Below are 15197 nucleotides of genomic sequence, written 5' to 3' on the forward strand. Positions count from 1 at the left end.
CCTATAAACAAAGGTTATGGACTTGCCATGCGCTTGCGTCATATCGAAATCTTCCAGGCCATTCGCCAGACTGGCTCGATCAGCGCCGCCGCGCAGCTGCTGCACGTCTCGCAACCAGCAGTGACCAAAGTGTTACAGCACGCCGAACTGCAGCTGGGCTTTGCGCTGTTTCTGCGGGTGCGCGGCAAATTGCAGCCCACGCCGGAAGCCCTGGCACTGGAAAGCGAAGTCGAGAAAGTCACCGAGAGCTTGCAAGGTGTAAGGCGTCTAGCCAAGAGCCTGCGCCGCGCCCCGGGGCAAAGCGTACGCATTGGTGCGATTCCGGCGTTGGCCTTGTCGCTGCTGCCTCCGGCCATTCTGGAATGGAAGCGCGAATACCCCGACATGGCTTGCGAGCTGTCCAGCGACCATAGCCGTGAGCTGGTCCAAAAGCTGTTGATGCGCGAAATCGACCTGGCGCTGACCCTCAACTTTTCCGGTCATCCTGGGTTGACCACACAGGTGCTGGCCAATGGCGTGCTGGTTGCATTGGCGTCCAAGGGCTATTGGTCGGCGGCTGAAATCAACCAGCCATTGCCGCTGAGCGAACTGGCGGGCGCGCCATTGATCGGGCTTTCCAGTGCTGATCCGTTGGCGACCAAGCTGGACAGCTACCTGGAGAACGTCGATCCACCGCCACGCGTGACCATCTCGGTGCAAACCTATTCCCTGGCCCGGGCGATGGTGGAGTCAGGCGCCGGCCTGACAGTCATTGACCCCTTTACCGCCCTCGGCGCATCGACGGCAACCACCTGCATCCGCACCCTCACGCCACCCCTGCCGATCACCCTATACGCCCTGACCCGCGCCAACGAGCCACCGCCGCATATGCTGGCCAAGCTGCTGCAGATTTTCGGTAGTCGCGCCTGTGAGCTATTGGCACGTCTCTAATACCACCGAAGACCCATTGTGAGAGGAGGCTTGCTCCCGATCGCAATAGATCAGCCAGCACCTGTATAGACTGACTCACCGCCATCGTGAGCAAGCCCCCTCACATATTCAGAGCACGTAATGCATGATCGCCACAAAATGCAGGAGGCTGCCGCCAATTACAAACAAATGCCAGATCCCGTGGGAATGGCGCAGGCGATCTTCCAGGGCAAAAAAGATGATGCCCACGGTGTACAACACGCCGCCCGACGCCAACCAGATAAACCCGGCCGTGCCCAGCGCCGCTATCAGCGGCTTGACCGCCACCAGCACGATCCAGCCCATTACCGCGTAGATCACGATGGACAGAATCCGCGCCTCCGAGCGCGGCTTGATCTCTTGCAGGATGCCGATCACCGCCAGCCCCCACACAATCCCGAACAGCGTCCAGCCCCAGGGCCCGCGCAGGGTCACCAGGCAGAACGGCGTGTAGCTGCCGGCGATCAACAGGTAGATGGAAAAGTGATCGACCTTCTGCATGATCGCTTTTCGTCGCCCCCGCACGCTGTGGTACACCGTCGACGCGCTGTACAGCACCATCAGGGTAAAGCCATAGATCGCCACGCTGACGATTTTCCAGGGGCTGCCGTCCAGGCTCGCCACCACCAACATCCACACGGCGCCAATACACGCCGCGACTGCACCGAGCAAATGGCTCCAGGCGTTGAATCGTTCCCCGTGGTACATCTGTCACCGACCTCCCCATAACCTTCAAGAACAGGCTGGCAAGCGTCCAGCCTTGCGCATAAGAGTGCAAGCGGCTTGTGACGTTCCGAGGACGGCGCACGCGTTTGCGGGCACAATCGCAGGCAATCGAACAAGAGCCCATGGCCATGCTGATCGACGAAGAGTTCACCCTCAAGAAGCTGGAAATCTTCCTGGCGTTCATGCGCACCGGCAACCTGGCCCGCGCCGCCGCCGAGTTGCAAACCAGCAACGTCAGTGTGCACCGCGCCATCCACTCCCTGGAAAATGCCCTGCGCTGCCCGCTGTTCAAACATGAAGGCCGCAACCTCACACCACTGGAAAGCGCCTACGTGCTCGAAGAACGCGCACAGAAACTGGTGGCCGATGTGGTCGACAGCGTACGCCTGACCCGCGAAGCCGCCGGCTTCTCCGCCGAGCGTTTCAAGCTCGGCTCGCTGTATTCGCTGACGGTAAAAACCGTACCGCAACTGATCATGGGCCTGAAAATCCGCCGCAGCGAACTCAACATAGACCTGATCCTCGGCTCCAATTTCGACCTGCTCTACAAACTCAAGAACATGGAAGTCGACGCGATCCTCATCTCCCTCGACGAACACGCCAACGACCCTGACTGTGAGCAGATCGCCCTGTTCAGCGATGACATTTTCCTGGCCACCCCCGCCGACTCGCCCCTGGACCGCAACCAGCAAATCGACCTGGCCGACGTACGCGACGCCACCTTCATCACCCTCACACAGGGCTTCGCCACACACCAGGACGGCAACCGGGTGTTCAAGCAAGCGGGGTTTGAACCGAAGGTGGCGATGCAGGTAAACGATATCTTCACCTTGCTGAGCATGGTCAGCTCGGGGGTGGGTTATGCGCTGCTGCCTGGGCGGATTGCGGCGGTGTATGAGAACCGCGTGAAGCTGATACCGCTGCAACCCAGGTATCGGTTGCAGCAGCAGATCGGCGTGGTGTTCTTGAAGGCCAAGGAGCGTGACCCGAACCTGCTGGCGTTGTTGGCGGAGTGTCGAATGTATGCCAATCGCCAGGTTTGAGACCGCTATCGGGGGCAAGCCCTAATGCCAGTCAGTTAAGCGTACATCGCCCTCTGTAGGAGCGAGCTTGCTCGCGAAAAACGTTAACGAAAACGCGTGCTTGCTGAATGAATGCGGCGCCTGTGAGTGTTTCGCGAGCAAGCTCGCTCCTACAAAAGGGCTTAACTGACTGGCATTAGGGCTTGCCCCCGATAGCGCCAGACCAAACAGCGAAAATCCCAAGTCAGCCCACCAACCCCCTCATCACCAAAAACAACAACGACGGCCCCAACAAACACCCCAGCGCTGTATAAAACGCCGCGGTCAAACACCCATAAGGCACCAACTTCGGATCAGTCGCCGCCAACCCGCCCGCCACACCGCTGGAAGTGCCCATCAAGCCGCCGAAGATCACCGCACTGCGCGGGTTGTTCAGCCCGATCAGCGGCGCCACGAACGGTGTCATCACCATCACCAGAATCGCCTTGATCAACCCGGCTGCAATCGACAGCGCCATCACCTCGGAACTGGCACCGATCGCCGCGCCGGTCACCGGGCCGACAATATAAGTCACAGCTCCGGCGCCGATGGTGGTGAGGCTCACCGCATCGGTATAACCGAACGCCATCGCCACTCCGACCCCGGCAATAAACGACGAACCCACGCCGACAAACAACGCCAGTACGCCAACATATCCAGCGCGCTTGAGCTCATCGACACTCACGCCAAACGCCGTGGCGACAATGGCAAAGTCCCGCAGCATGGCACCACCCAACAGGCCGATACCTGACAACAACGGAATATCCACCACACCCTTCGAGCCGCCGGTAAAGGCTCCGCCCACATACGACAGCGCCAAGCCCAGCAGAATGGCGATCGCCGAGCCATGCAGGCGGCCTTTGGTAAAGGTGTCGGAAATCCAGTAGGAGACCCACATGGTCAGGCCGATCACGGCAAAACCACTGATCAAGCCGTAGCCGGTGATCACTTTCATCATCGATTCGTACATGACGGTCACCCGGCTTCTTTGGTGGGAACAACCGCAGCAGGCTCGCGGTTGCCGATGCGTACCAGCACCGGCACCAAGGCAAAGCCCAGCACCACCGCAACGGTCCCGGCCAGAATCGCCATGGGCCCGCCGCTGATGGCGCCATATACGTTTTGCTGGGCCGCCATCGCCACCACAATCGGGATATAGATCGCGGCCCAGAAGCTCACGCCCTGCTCCGACTTGCCGGTAAACAAGCCGCGCTTACCGAGGTAACTGCCCAGCCCGATCAACAGCAACATGGCGATACCCACCCCGCCGACGTTGGCCGGGATACCCATCCATTTGCCCAGCAGCTCACCCACAAACAGGCCAGCCAAGGTACACAGCGCCAGAAACGCCACACCGTAGATAATCATTATTGTTGTCCTCAAAGTGCTCGTTCGAAATTGTTGTTGTTGTGCTTCGAAAGCCTTGGGTGCTGCTTTATCGTTGGCGGCGTTCCTCCTCTTGCAGCAGGGCCTGCAAGGTATCCAGGCGTGCGCCTTCGCAGGCGATCACCGTGCCTTGTTCGAAAACGCGGCGTGACAGACCGGTGAGCACCGCGCCCGGGGGCAGTTCGATTTGCAGGCGCACACCGCGCTCGTAGGCGCTTTGCACGGTGCCGCGCCAGTCGACAACGCGGCACATGTTGAAGGCCAGGTCGTCGCGCAGTTGCTCGGGGTTGTGGATGGGTCGTGCGCGGGTGCTGCTCAGGTAGGTGATGCGCGGCTCCTTGAGTGGGACGAACGCTTGGGCAAGCACCTTGGCCGGCGCTTCCAGCAGCGCACAGTGGGACGGCACGCTCACTGCCAGACGCTTGGCGATGCCGTTGCCTTTGATGCGCTCGGCGACACGCTGCATCGCCTCATTGCTGCCGGCGATCACGGTCTGGTTGTCGGCGTTGATATTGGCCAGGTACACCGGAGTTGCGGCGCTGTGGATATCTGCCAGCAAGGCTTCAACCGTGGATAAATCGAGTCCGATCAGGGCGGTCATGCCGTAGCCCTGTGGATAAGCCTGTTGCATCAGCTCGCCACGCAGGCTGACCAGTTTCAGCGCATCAGCGAAATCCAGGGCGCCGGCGATGACGGCGGCCGGGTAAGCGCCGATGGACAGGCCCGCCACGTAGTCAGGCGTATGGCGCAACTGCTGGGCATAGGCAACGCCGACGATCAGCAGGCACAGTTGCACCGCACGCGTGCTCGCCAAGGCCTGCGCCGAATCGAGCTGGCGAACATCTTCACCCAAGGCATCACTGGCTTCTTCCAGAACCTCGACTGGCAGCGCCTGGAGCATGCCCACGCGTTGGGCGCCCTGCCCCGGAAACACCAAGAGGCTGCTCATGCCACAGCCTGCCAAGGGTCGGGTACAAGGTGCGCGCCACTGCTGGTTTTGAGCAGCACACGACGAGATCCGCCGGCCCATTCGCGCAAGGCCACGGCACCAAACGGGGTTTGCAGTTGCAGGTCCACGGCGCACGGCGCGGTGTCGAGTTTCGCCAGCAATGCACGCGCCGCGTTGCGATCAAGCGGTTCGGGGGTGCGCAGGATCAAATCCAGGTCACTCATGGCATGCAACGCTTCGACGCCGCTCGCCAATTCAAACCCGGCGCTGCCACTGACGCCCCAGTGATACTGCGCCAACACTGGCCGCAGTTGATGGAGCGCCCGCAGCGCCGGTAAATCCCGTGGCGAGATCACCTGGCGCAAGTCTTCGGGCACCACGCGCCGTTGCACCGCAGCAACAGGCATCACCGCCCCATAACGCTGCTCACGTAGACGCCCACGTACGCCAACCGCCACTTGACCCGCTTCGGTAATGGCGCGCCGCACCACTACGGGATGACCGGCGCTCAGCGCGTCCCGCGCCCAGGCCGGAGCGCCAGCGGGGAGATGTGCGGGGGTCATGCCCCAGAGCAAATCGTGGGCGTTCACCATTGTTCCCGCAGCAGTTGGCGTACGTGGCTTGAGGCGGCGCGATTAGTCGCACCGAGACGTCCTTTTAAATCAGGCTGCGCGACATCTTTGATCGCCTGCACCAGGCAATCGCTGACCCGTACCACATCGTCCGGCGTCGGCTGTTCAATCTGGCTCACCGACAAAGTCTCCCAGAGCAAACCCAGGCTGGCATAGCTGTCGATGTCATAGGCCATCGGCGGCACGCTGGCGGCCAGGGCTTCGAGCTCTTCGACGCTACGCAGCGTTACCCGTGCGGCCGAAGCCTTGCCCATGGCGTGCACCATCACGCCAGGATCGCGCAGGGCGATCAAGCGATTGGCCTGGTAACCGTGGGCCAGAAACGCGCCGGACATGGCCTTGCCCACCAGCAATGCAATCACCGGGTGCCCGGCCAGGCGTGCGCGGGCGTAGCTGTCGGCGGCGGCGGCCAGGGCCTGGTGGATGCCGAGGGCTTCTTCACGACGGCCGTAGGCTTGGCTAGGCACGTCGACAATGGCGATCAGCGGGCGTTTGTCCCCCTTTTCGATGGCTTCATCGACGGCCTTGGCCAGCCCCCAACCTTCCAGCAAACCGACTTCGCCATTGCGCGCACGCGGGAAGCGGTTATTGGCATCGGTGACCACGGCGATAAAGCGCACCGCCTGTTCACCCAATACGCCGTCTGCGACTTTCAACGAGTCCGGCAAACCCTCTACGGGTGTCGCGCCAGCGCTCAAAGCGTTGAACCACTGCAACCCTCTCATGGGCGTTCTCCCTGATACAGAGCGCGCACCGTAGCCGGCTCGATTTGTACGGTGGCGTCCAATTCAGCCAGGCGCGCCAGATAGAAATCAGCGCGGCGGCTGCGTTGCTCTTGGGGCGCACCTTGCTGTAACAGCGCGCTGACAGTCTGCTGGATCTGCGCCACATCGTCCGCCACGTAACGGTCGGCCAAGCCACTGTTAAAACGTTGCTCGCCGCCGGTAAGGCTCCAAATGAAAGGCCGGTCGCGGGAGTCGTATTCTTCCAGGCCGGCCTCCTGTTCGATCACCTGCGGGCCGTTCAAACCCAGGCGTGCTTCGCGGGTGACGACCAGGTAACTGCACAGGCCGGCCGCGATGGACATGCCACCGAAACAACCGACACTGCCCGCCACCACGCCAACCACCGGCTGGTACTGGCGCAGGTCGACAATCGCCGCGTGAATATCGGCAATCGCCGCAAGACCCAGGTTGGCTTCCTGCAAACGCACGCCGCCGGTTTCCAGCAGCAGCACGGCGCGGGTCGGGATGCCGTTGCGGTTATCCTCAGCGGCCAGTTCCAGAGCGCCTGCGATCTTCGCGCCGCCGACTTCGCCGAGGCTGCCGCCCTGGAAATTACCTTCGATAGCGGCGACCACCACCGGCAAGCCGGCGATGCTGCCCTTGGCAATCACCACGCCGTCATCGGCCTGGGGCACCACGCCCTGGCGGCTGAGCCACGGCGACATGACCCGTTGAAACGGGTCGATCAGCTCACGGTAAGTACCGGCATCCAGCAACGCCTTGGCCCGTTGCCGTGCGCCGAGTTCGACAAAGCTGTGTTTGTTGAGCAAATCAGTCATGGCCGACCTCCTCGAAACCTTGCTCCAGGCGCAAACGCACCACGCCGGGGGTGGCACCGAAATCGTGGATATCAATCTTCAACGCAGGCGGCGCCTGCTCTTGAAAAATGCGTTCGAACAGATGCCGCCAGCGTTGCTCGGCGCCGTTGACCGAGGTCTGCACCTGGATCGTCAGCGTGCCGGGAGTGCCCGGCTCCAGCAACACTTCGAGGTCGCCCGAACCGACACACCCCACCAGCGCACGGCCTTTGGGCGGCTGCCCGGCAGGGAATTCAAAGGATAAGGTTTCCATCACAACACTCCGTCGAGGCGGTCGATAAACAGGCAAGCGGCCAGCAAGTCGGCAGCACCGCCAGGGGAGGCATTCAGGGCCAGGAGTTGCTGGTCCAGGGCGTGCAGTTGGCGGCGGCCAGCAAGGGTTGCACTGCCGCCGGCATCGAGCACGGCCTGGGCGCCTTGCTGCATGGCTTGAAGGCCTTCAGTGCCGGCGCGGTAGAGCACGCAGGTATCGGCCAGCTCGGTCATGATCGCCAGCAAAGCGTCCAGGCGCGCATTCTGTTCACCGGCGTTTTGCCCGCGGCTTTTATGCAATTGCGGCAGGCCGCGTTGCATCACGGCGGGAAAACCCAATTGCGCTTCTTCGCGGGCACCGCGGGCGCCGTAGCGCTGGGCGACCTGGGCGCCGTGGCTCATGGGTTGAGGGGCGTGACGATCATTGAGCAAGGCCAGCTTGGCTGCGTTCAGCGTGACGGCACGGGGTTCCAGGGCCGCTGCGGCGGTGAGCAAACCGAGGGCCCAGATCGCACCGCGGTGGGTGTTCACACCGTTGGTAGTGGCGAGCATCGCTTGCTCACCGTCGCGGCCAATACGGCCAAGGGCTTCACGCAGGGGCAGGCCAACTTCGCCGATTTCAAACGCGGCCTCGGCCATTTCCTTGAACATCGGCCACAGCGACAGCGCCGACGCGTGCATCAGGCCCAGATGCAAATCGCTGTGGGCACCGTTGCCGCGACGGTCTACCAGAGCGGGTTTGGGCGACAAATCCGCTTCATCGATCAGCGCATCGACGGCCATATCCGCCAGGCGATCAGCGAGACTGATTTCATGCAGTTTGAGGGCACGCATTTACCAGCTCCTGAATTTGGCGGGCGGGTTGTACAAGCCACCGGACCATTCCACCAGGTCGGCTACGCTCTTGGCAGCGAGCAACTCGCGGGTGGCGTCGGTGCGGCGGATACCCAGGTCTTCGGGCAGGGCGATCAAGCCTTCGCGGCGCATGCGGGCGGTGTCTTTGGGGTTATGGCGCATACCGATGGCGGTCACCCCGGCGACGGCGGCGATCATTGCCTGACGTTCTTCCAGGGAGCGCGCTTTGTAGAGGTAGGCAATGCCTTCTTCGGTGAGCAAGTGGGTAACGTCGTCGCCGTAGATCATGATCGGCGCCAGTGGCATGCCGCTTTTGCGTGCCACTTCCACCGCGTCGAGGGTGTCGACAAAGGTGGGTTTGCCGCCTTCCTGGAAGGTTTCGACCATTTGCACCACGAGTTTTTTGCCGCGTTCAAGCAAGGCTTCGGGCGCATCGTCGTGGCGCATGTCCAGCCAGGCCGGTGTGCCGTGCCGACGACCACGCGGGTCGTGGCCCATGTTCGGCGCACCACCGAAACCAGCGAGGCGGCCACGGGTCACCGTGCTGGAATGCCCGTCGCCATCCACTTGCAGGGTGGCGCCGATAAACAGGTCTACCGCGTACTGGCCGGCCAATTGGCAGAACATGCGGTTGGAGCGCATCGAGCCATCGCGACCGGTGAAGAACACATCCGGGCGGGCGGCGATGTAGTTTTCCATGCCCAGCTCGGTGCCGAAGCAGTGCACGCTCTCGACCCAACCGCTTTCAATCGCCGGGATCAACGTGGGGTGTGGGTTGAGGGTCCAATTGCGGCAGATCTTGCCCTTCAGACCCAGGGATTCGCCGTAGGTGGGCAGGATCAACTCAATAGCGGCAGTGTTGAAGCCAATGCCATGGTTGAGCGACTGCACATTGTGTTTTTCGTAAATGCCACGGATCGCCATCATCGCCATCAATACATGCACCGGCTTGATATGGCGCGGGTCGCGGGTGAACAACGGCTCGATGTAGAACGGCTTGTCGGCCACCACCACGAAATCGACCCAGCTTGCGGGGATGTCCACACGAGGCAAGTCGGTGACGTCATCCACCAACTGGTTGACCTGCACAATGACGATGCCATCGCTGAACGCCGCGGGTTCGATCAGCGCCGGGGTGTCTTCGGTGCTGGCGCCGGTGTAGATGTTGCCGGCCCGGTCAGCCATGAAACCGGCCGAGAGCACCACATTGGGGATCAGGTCCACCACCAGGCGCGCATAGAGTTCGATGTAGGTATGGATCGCGCCGATTTCCAGCAGGCCGTCTTCCAGCAACTGGCTGATGCGCAGGGATTGAGTGCCGGCAAAAGAGAAATCCAGCTTGCGGGCGATGCCTTTTTCAAACAGGTCCAGGTGCTCGGCACGCCCGACACTGGGCATGATCATGTGCAAATCATGGAGCTTGGCCGGGTCGGTCTTGGCCAGGGAGCGCGAGAGGAAATCGGCTTGCTTCTGATTGTTGCCCTCCAGCACCACGCGGTCACCCGGCAGGATCAACGCTTCCAGGGCCTCGACGATCTTGTCACTGGGCAGCACCGCCCCGTCTGCAATTTTTTTGACCAGCCCGAGCCGCCGCTGCTTCTCGTCGCGCCGCCGCGTCCAGCGCGAGTCGGGGGTGATGGTTGTTGTCATGGTCGCTCCACGGGGTTTGCTGTCGTGGGGCTGTACCTTAGGAGTGAATTTGGGTGCTATCAATCAAGCTCAGCGACAGACCGTTACGCCTGGAGTAACAAAGCTGAAAATGTGGGAGGGGCTTGCTCCGGATTGCGATGTATCAGCCACAAATTTACTGGCCGACCCACCGCTATCGGGAGCAAGTCGAATCGTCGCACCGCCCCTCCCACATTTGCTCAGTGTTGTTTGTTAGATATCGGTCCCAAACAAGGACCGATCAGTCCCTATTTGGGACCGTTTGAAAATTCCGGCGAAGGGCTGATTTGCTCAAGTGCCCTATCGACCAACAACTGCCCAAACTCTGCCATTTGCTGAATCCCGAGCATGATGGCGCGCTGGGAAGTGTCCAGGTCAAAGGCCAGGTTGCAGGTGAGTGCATTGAGGGAGGACAGGGTTTCGCTGGCATTGACCAGCAGGGTTTCGGTGTTTTGGTGGGGGTTGACGGTGAAGAGGGGTGGATTGGGAGTAGGTTTGACCATGATGAAACTCCTAAACAGTGAGTAAGGAGCGCCACCGTTCGCTTGCACGCGAATGAGGGTGGCGACCGTGCGCAGGTGTGCAAGACCGGGCCTGTTTAGGACACCCAGCAGATCCGAAGACCTCCTGCGCGCAGCCGCCATAAAGCAGCGAGCACAAAAAACGCCCGTTGGATGGCTGGGCGTTTGCACGCCTAAACAGTTTCGTCGGACTTGCACGTCCGTGTCACCGTTTTTTGCGATGACGGGACGAAGACTAGGCGTGCGGACCTCTCACCACAAGTTCATGCACGGCCCAAAATCTTGCAGGAAAAATCCGAAGCCCCCACCCGCCCCCATCATTCCGATAGGCGTCAAAGAATACTCCGACAGGCTTTTCAGGTTGTTGCTCGGAACTCGCCTCTCTAGCCTTTTCCATCCGAATCGTGCCACGGGCAGACATCATGAATCCGACCGTTAAACCCGATGCAAGGCCATTGCAGAGTGTGATGCATCACATCACAATCGTGCCATGATCGTTAGCTGGAAACATAAGGGACTCAGGGCCTTCTATGAGACCGGTTCAACCAAGGGCATCAACGCAAATCATGCAAAGCGCTTGCGCCGCGTTCTGCTCATTCTGGACAAAGCCGAGCACCCAGATGCATTGGACCTGCCCGGCTGGCGCTTCCATCGTTTGAAGGGCGACCTGCTCGACTACTGGTCCGTCAGCATAAGTGGTAACTGGCGCATCATTTTTCGGATGTTCGACGATCAGGTCGAACTGGTCGACTATCTTGACTACCACTGAGTAGAGGCATTGATATGGGTATGCACAACCCACCTCACCCAGGTGAAATATTGCTTGAAGATGTGATCCCCGCCCTGGGCATCACCATTACCGAGATGGCGCGACGCCTTGGTTTCGCCCGTGAGACTTTTTCAAGGATCCTGCATGGCCACGCCCCGGTCAGCCCGGACCTTGCCGTTCGGTTGGAACGGGCTGGCGTGAGTAAAGCCCAGTTATGGTTGTCGATGCAAAGTGCCTACGACTTATGGCAGGCCGAGCATCGGGAGCAGCCCGTGATTGAGCGGTTTGCGCGGATTGACTAAGGCCTGGAGATGGGCGCAGTTCAGTGTGGAAGCGGTCTGCGATACGTTGAGTGAGCGTTGATTTAGTCACTGAAACACCGCTACCGCAGCCCCCGCCCACGTCTATTCAGCACCAGGCCATCTCCACTTACGCGGTCGGCACGGCCCAGCCATGGCTAGCCTCGGTGCTGTGGTTGATCACCAGGTAAATGAGGGCCGGTACCCCCCCCAAGGGCGCGCCCAGCGGCAAGATGGCCATTTTGAAGCTGGCCAAGGCACCGTCGTGGATTTCCTGGCGTATCTCGGCGCCCACCACCAGAAAGAAAATCGTCATCAGACCGTCGACCTGGACACACTCCACTCGCCAAAGCCCAACGTTATCTGGGTATGCCAAAGGTGCTCATAGCTGGCGGCATATAGTGCTGTTGGCCCAGGTAAGGGCGACCAGGGCCGCCACCAGCAGCGCGATGCCGCTGACCGCTTCGATATGGGAAAACCGCTCCAGCGCGGACAGGGCACGCTCGGTTAAGACTTGCGGACGGGGAATAGCGGACGAGAGCGGTTCTTTTCCAGGCACTGGCTGTGACTCCGATGGCGGCCCGACCAACGCTTGAATTTAACCCGCAATGCGCGACACGCGACACAGCACCCGCGGCGATGATATGGGATGCAAACCCTTATGCGCCGGCTTTAATCCCCTCTGGCGTCTGCGCCGCTTCATCCGCCACGGATCGCAGATGGTAAGGTTGGGCAGCGACGGCCATTGATGGCGGCTTTTTCCATTACTTTCATCTCCGAGGTTCCATGCAGATCGAGTTACAGGAGATTCGCGACCACCTTCACCGTTTCCCGCCTTTCGATGCGCTGCCGCTCGAGTCGCTTGAGGCTATCGCCCGGCGCATTGAGGTCAGTTACTTCAAGGCAGGTTCCGACATTCTTGAAGCGGGTGCGGTTGTCCAGCATCTGCATTACGTGCGCAGCGGCGCAGTGGAAATTTACCGCCGCAACGGCGAGCTCTATAACCGCCTGGTCGAGGGCGATATCTTCGGCCAGGCCGGTTTGTTGCGCAGCAATAAGGTGCGCTTTCCGGCCAAGGCGCTGGAAGACAGCCTGATCTACTTTATCCCCGCCGAGCTGTTCGCCGAGTTGTGCGCCCAACACGACACCTTTGCCGACTTCGTCGAAGCCGAAGGGCACTCCCGGCTTAAGAGCGCAGTGGAGTCCCAGGGTCGGGCAAGCGAGCTGATCCAGCTGAAAAGTCGTGCGCTGATCTCGCGCTCGCTGGTGTGGGTGAGCGCCGACACGTCCGTGCACGAAGCCGCCAAGGTGATGACCGAACAGAGCGTTTCATGCGTGGTCGTCATGGCACCCAACGACGGGTCGCATGCCAAGATGGTCGGCCTTGTGACCGACCGCGACCTGCGCACCCGCGTGGTCGCAGCGGCGCGCAGCGACACCGCCACCGCGATCAGCGAGATCATGACCGTCGACCCTGCGGCGATACAGGCTGACGACTCGGTGTTCGAAGCCATGCTGGTGATGCTGCGCCGCAATATCCATCACCTGCCGGTGGTGCACAAGGGCCGTACCCTGGGCTTGATCAACTTGTCGGACATCATCCGCTACGAGTCCCAGAGCAGCCTGTACCTGGTCAATCGCATCTCCAACCAAACCTCGGTCGAAGGCCTGCGCGTGCTGCTGCGTGATTTGCGCGGTACGTATATCCGCATGGTGCGCGATGGCGCCACCGCGCACATGATCGGCAGTGCCATTTCAGGTATTGGCCGAGCGTTCACCCAGCGCCTGCTGGAGCTTGCCGAAAAGAAACTGGGCCCGCCGCCGGTGCCCTACTGCTTCATGGTGCTGGGCTCGATGGCACGCGATGAGCAGTTGCTGGTCACCGACCAGGACAACGCCCTGGTACTCGACGACAGCTTCGACCCCGCGTTGCACGACGGGTATTTTCGCAGCCTCGCCGCCTTTGTCAGCGACGGCCTCGCCGCGTGCGGTTACAGCTATTGCAAGGGCGCAATCATGGCGACCAACGATCAGTGGCGCCAGCCGCTGCACGTGTGGCGCGCCTACTTTGAACAGTGGATAGAAAAACCCAACCCCGCAACGCTGCTCAACAGCTGCATTTTCTTCGATCTCGATGGCGTGTATGGCCAGCTTGAACTGGTGCAGACGCTCAAAACCCTGTGTGCGCAAAAATCCAGCCGCCACCCGGCCTTCCTGCATGCTATGGCACGCATCGCCCTGAACCGCACGCCGCCCTTGGGATTTTTCCGCACGTTCGTGGTGGAAACGGATGGGCGACAAAAACGTATCATCAACCTCAAGGGTCGCGGCACCGCACCGCTCACCGACCTGATCCGCATCCATGCCCTGGCCTGTGCCAGCACCGCGCAGAACTCGTTTGACCGGCTTGAGGCGATCAGCGGCACCCAACTGATGCAACCCGAGGCGGTCGAGCATCTCCGTTACGCCCTGGAATTTCTGTCCATGGTGCGCATCCGCCACCAGGCTGAAGCCATGGAGCAAGGCGAAACGCCCGACAACTACATCGAGCCGGAGCGTTTTTCCACCAGCGAGCGGCATAACCTCAAGGAGGCCTTCCAAGTGTTGAACAATGCGCAGAACTTCCTGCGGTTCCGCTACCCGGCAAAAGGACGGCCAAACCCGTGAAACGTTCTTCAAAACCTGAGCCTTGCGCACCGCTGGATTGGGCGGCCCGGTTTCAGGTTCTGGCGCAGGAAGCACGCCACCCGAGCCTGCAAAAGTTCTATCGCGCCGGGACGGTTGCACCGCAGACGCCGATCGAGCAGGTGCAGTTAATGGCCATGGACGTCGAAACCACCGGGCTCAACCCCGGCGCCCACAGTATCGTCAGCATCGGCCTGATCCCGTTTACGCTCAAGCGCATACGCTGTGGCCAGGCGCTTTACTGGGTGATCAAACCGCCGTCGGAGTTGAACGAACACTCGGTGACGTTCCATCACATTACTCATTCGGACATATTGCATGCGCCGCCCTTGTCCGAGGTGCTGGACGCGTTGCTTGAAGCCATGGCCGGCAATGTGATGGTGGTGCATTACCGGAATATCGAACGCGGTTTTCTGGACCAGGCACTGCGCCGCCAATTAGGCGAAGGCCTGCAATTTCCGGTCATTGACACCATGCAGCTGGAAGCGCGCATGCACCGGGGCAACCGAAGCTGGCTTGACCGGCTGCTGCGCCGTGCACAACCCTCGATCAGGCTCGCCGATAGCCGCGAACGCTATCACCTGCCGAGCTACCACGCCCACCACGCGCTCACCGATGCGCTGGCCGCGGCGGAATTGTTCCAGGCGCAGATCGCTCATCACTACGTGCCGGGCACGCCGATTCAAGCATTGTGGGATTGATGCACCGAGCGCAAAAAAGTACGCCCTGGAGCGCTGATGCCGATCAGGTAAAAGCTGGCGCGGACAGCGAGTAACCCGTGGCCAGGGAGCTTGCTCCCTGGCCGCAGTTGAGCGCGTGTTATTGACTGACGGGCATTGGCGC

General features: G+C 61.1%; 17 protein-coding genes and 1 pseudogene. 6 read left to right on the forward strand and 12 right to left on the reverse strand.

The window, feature by feature from the left end; genetic code table 11:
• The first annotated feature begins 27 nt into the window (after nt 1-27).
• On the forward strand, nt 28-930 hold the full coding sequence (locus tag QYQ93_RS27300) for a LysR family transcriptional regulator (RefSeq protein ID WP_043046245.1): 903 nt from the start codon (nt 28-30) through the stop codon (nt 928-930).
• 108 nt (nt 931-1038) lie between these two features.
• Here QYQ93_RS27300 and trhA read toward each other — a convergent pair whose 3' ends face one another.
• Nucleotides 1039-1656: a PAQR family membrane homeostasis protein TrhA gene (trhA, locus tag QYQ93_RS27305; protein WP_043046246.1), complete on the reverse strand. Its 618-nt coding sequence runs from the start codon at nt 1654-1656 to the stop codon at nt 1039-1041.
• A 146-nt stretch (nt 1657-1802) separates the two neighbouring features.
• On the opposite strand from trhA, the gene QYQ93_RS27310 reads away from it, so the two are divergent.
• Nucleotides 1803-2717, forward strand: coding sequence for a LysR family transcriptional regulator (locus QYQ93_RS27310; protein ID WP_043046247.1), 915 nt, complete (start codon nt 1803-1805; stop codon nt 2715-2717).
• A 223-nt stretch (nt 2718-2940) separates the two neighbouring features.
• Here the strand turns inward: QYQ93_RS27310 and madM are convergent, their stop codons facing one another.
• From madM to QYQ93_RS27360, 10 genes are all read right to left on the reverse strand, one after another.
• A complete protein-coding gene (gene madM, locus QYQ93_RS27315; protein ID WP_217880874.1) occupies nt 2941-3705 on the reverse strand; it encodes a malonate transporter subunit MadM in 765 nt (254 codons plus the stop codon).
• A gap of 5 nt (nt 3706-3710) precedes the next feature.
• A complete protein-coding gene (gene madL, locus QYQ93_RS27320) occupies nt 3711-4103 on the reverse strand; it encodes a malonate transporter subunit MadL (RefSeq protein ID WP_043046248.1) in 393 nt (130 codons plus the stop codon).
• A 67-nt stretch (nt 4104-4170) separates the two neighbouring features.
• The gene (gene mdcH, locus QYQ93_RS27325; RefSeq protein WP_338475894.1) at nt 4171-5070 is read right to left on the reverse strand and encodes a malonate decarboxylase subunit epsilon; all 900 of its coding nucleotides are present in this window, start codon (nt 5068-5070) and stop codon (nt 4171-4173) included.
• On the reverse strand, nt 5067-5663 hold the full coding sequence (locus tag QYQ93_RS27330) for a malonate decarboxylase holo-ACP synthase (protein WP_043046250.1): 597 nt from the start codon (nt 5661-5663) through the stop codon (nt 5067-5069). The genes mdcH and QYQ93_RS27330 overlap by 4 nt, the downstream gene beginning before the upstream one ends.
• Nucleotides 5657-6427, reverse strand: a complete 771-nt coding sequence (gene mdcE / locus QYQ93_RS27335; RefSeq protein ID WP_338475896.1) for a biotin-independent malonate decarboxylase subunit gamma — start codon at nt 6425-6427, stop codon at nt 5657-5659. The genes QYQ93_RS27330 and mdcE overlap by 7 nt, the downstream gene beginning before the upstream one ends.
• Nucleotides 6424-7266, reverse strand: coding sequence for a biotin-independent malonate decarboxylase subunit beta (locus tag QYQ93_RS27340; protein WP_043046253.1), 843 nt, complete (start codon nt 7264-7266; stop codon nt 6424-6426). The genes mdcE and QYQ93_RS27340 overlap by 4 nt, the downstream gene beginning before the upstream one ends.
• Nucleotides 7259-7558, reverse strand: a complete 300-nt coding sequence (locus tag QYQ93_RS27345) for a malonate decarboxylase subunit delta (RefSeq protein ID WP_043046255.1) — start codon at nt 7556-7558, stop codon at nt 7259-7261. Before QYQ93_RS27345 ends, QYQ93_RS27340 begins: the two co-directional genes overlap by 8 nt.
• Nucleotides 7558-8391 (reverse strand): triphosphoribosyl-dephospho-CoA synthase, encoded by an 834-nt coding sequence (locus QYQ93_RS27350; RefSeq protein ID WP_043046256.1) that lies wholly within the window; start codon nt 8389-8391, stop codon nt 7558-7560. The genes QYQ93_RS27345 and QYQ93_RS27350 overlap by 1 nt, the downstream gene beginning before the upstream one ends.
• The gene (gene mdcA / locus QYQ93_RS27355; protein WP_338475897.1) at nt 8392-10062 is read right to left on the reverse strand and encodes a malonate decarboxylase subunit alpha; all 1671 of its coding nucleotides are present in this window, start codon (nt 10060-10062) and stop codon (nt 8392-8394) included.
• Between the two features lie 266 nt (nt 10063-10328).
• Nucleotides 10329-10583: a DUF6124 family protein gene (locus QYQ93_RS27360; protein ID WP_043046258.1), complete on the reverse strand. Its 255-nt coding sequence runs from the start codon at nt 10581-10583 to the stop codon at nt 10329-10331.
• A gap of 508 nt (nt 10584-11091) precedes the next feature.
• Here QYQ93_RS27360 and QYQ93_RS27365 point away from each other — a divergent pair.
• Complete coding sequence (locus QYQ93_RS27365) at nt 11092-11370, forward strand: type II toxin-antitoxin system RelE/ParE family toxin (RefSeq protein WP_043046259.1); 279 nt, start codon at nt 11092-11094, stop codon at nt 11368-11370.
• Between the two features lie 14 nt (nt 11371-11384).
• Nucleotides 11385-11672 (forward strand): HigA family addiction module antitoxin, encoded by a 288-nt coding sequence (locus QYQ93_RS27370; RefSeq protein ID WP_080888978.1) that lies wholly within the window; start codon nt 11385-11387, stop codon nt 11670-11672.
• A 130-nt stretch (nt 11673-11802) separates the two neighbouring features.
• Here the strand turns inward: QYQ93_RS27370 and QYQ93_RS27375 are convergent.
• A pseudogene (locus QYQ93_RS27375) lies at nt 11803-12228 on the reverse strand (Na+/H+ antiporter NhaA); the annotation flags it as partial.
• Nucleotides 12229-12455: 227 nt separating this feature from the next.
• On the opposite strand from QYQ93_RS27375, the gene QYQ93_RS27380 reads away from it, so the two are divergent.
• Together QYQ93_RS27380 and QYQ93_RS27385 are read left to right on the forward strand one after the other, a co-directional pair.
• Nucleotides 12456-14336, forward strand: a complete 1881-nt coding sequence (locus QYQ93_RS27380) for a DUF294 nucleotidyltransferase-like domain-containing protein (RefSeq protein WP_043046263.1) — start codon at nt 12456-12458, stop codon at nt 14334-14336.
• Nucleotides 14333-15055: a 3'-5' exonuclease gene (locus QYQ93_RS27385; RefSeq protein ID WP_422394035.1), complete on the forward strand. Its 723-nt coding sequence runs from the start codon at nt 14333-14335 to the stop codon at nt 15053-15055. Before QYQ93_RS27380 ends, QYQ93_RS27385 begins: the two co-directional genes overlap by 4 nt.
• Nucleotides 15056-15197 lie beyond the last annotated feature (142 nt).

The sequence above is a fragment of the Pseudomonas khavaziana genome (assembly GCF_036704165.1).
GTDB classification, from domain to species: Bacteria; Pseudomonadota; Gammaproteobacteria; order Pseudomonadales; family Pseudomonadaceae; genus Aquipseudomonas; species Aquipseudomonas khavaziana.

Coding starts and splice junctions, on each gene's coding strand:
- QYQ93_RS27300 (WP_043046245.1), top strand. CDS start 28: ATGCGCTTGCGTCATATCGAAATCTTCCAGGCCATTCGCCAGACTGGC.
- trhA (WP_043046246.1), bottom strand. CDS start 1,656: ATGTACCACGGGGAACGATTCAACGCCTGGAGCCATTTGCTCGGTGCA.
- QYQ93_RS27310 (WP_043046247.1), top strand. CDS start 1,803: ATGCTGATCGACGAAGAGTTCACCCTCAAGAAGCTGGAAATCTTCCTG.
- madM (WP_217880874.1), bottom strand. CDS start 3,705: ATGTACGAATCGATGATGAAAGTGATCACCGGCTACGGCTTGATCAGT.
- madL (WP_043046248.1), bottom strand. CDS start 4,103: ATGATTATCTACGGTGTGGCGTTTCTGGCGCTGTGTACCTTGGCTGGC.
- mdcH (WP_338475894.1), bottom strand. CDS start 5,070: ATGAGCAGCCTCTTGGTGTTTCCGGGGCAGGGCGCCCAACGCGTGGGC.
- QYQ93_RS27330 (WP_043046250.1), bottom strand. CDS start 5,663: ATGGTGAACGCCCACGATTTGCTCTGGGGCATGACCCCCGCACATCTC.
- mdcE (WP_338475896.1), bottom strand. CDS start 6,427: ATGAGAGGGTTGCAGTGGTTCAACGCTTTGAGCGCTGGCGCGACACCC.
- QYQ93_RS27340 (WP_043046253.1), bottom strand. CDS start 7,266: ATGACTGATTTGCTCAACAAACACAGCTTTGTCGAACTCGGCGCACGG.
- QYQ93_RS27345 (WP_043046255.1), bottom strand. CDS start 7,558: ATGGAAACCTTATCCTTTGAATTCCCTGCCGGGCAGCCGCCCAAAGGC.
- QYQ93_RS27350 (WP_043046256.1), bottom strand. CDS start 8,391: ATGCGTGCCCTCAAACTGCATGAAATCAGTCTCGCTGATCGCCTGGCG.
- mdcA (WP_338475897.1), bottom strand. CDS start 10,062: ATGACAACAACCATCACCCCCGACTCGCGCTGGACGCGGCGGCGCGAC.
- QYQ93_RS27360 (WP_043046258.1), bottom strand. CDS start 10,583: ATGGTCAAACCTACTCCCAATCCACCCCTCTTCACCGTCAACCCCCAC.
- QYQ93_RS27365 (WP_043046259.1), top strand. CDS start 11,092: ATGATCGTTAGCTGGAAACATAAGGGACTCAGGGCCTTCTATGAGACC.
- QYQ93_RS27370 (WP_080888978.1), top strand. CDS start 11,385: ATGGGTATGCACAACCCACCTCACCCAGGTGAAATATTGCTTGAAGAT.
- QYQ93_RS27380 (WP_043046263.1), top strand. CDS start 12,456: ATGCAGATCGAGTTACAGGAGATTCGCGACCACCTTCACCGTTTCCCG.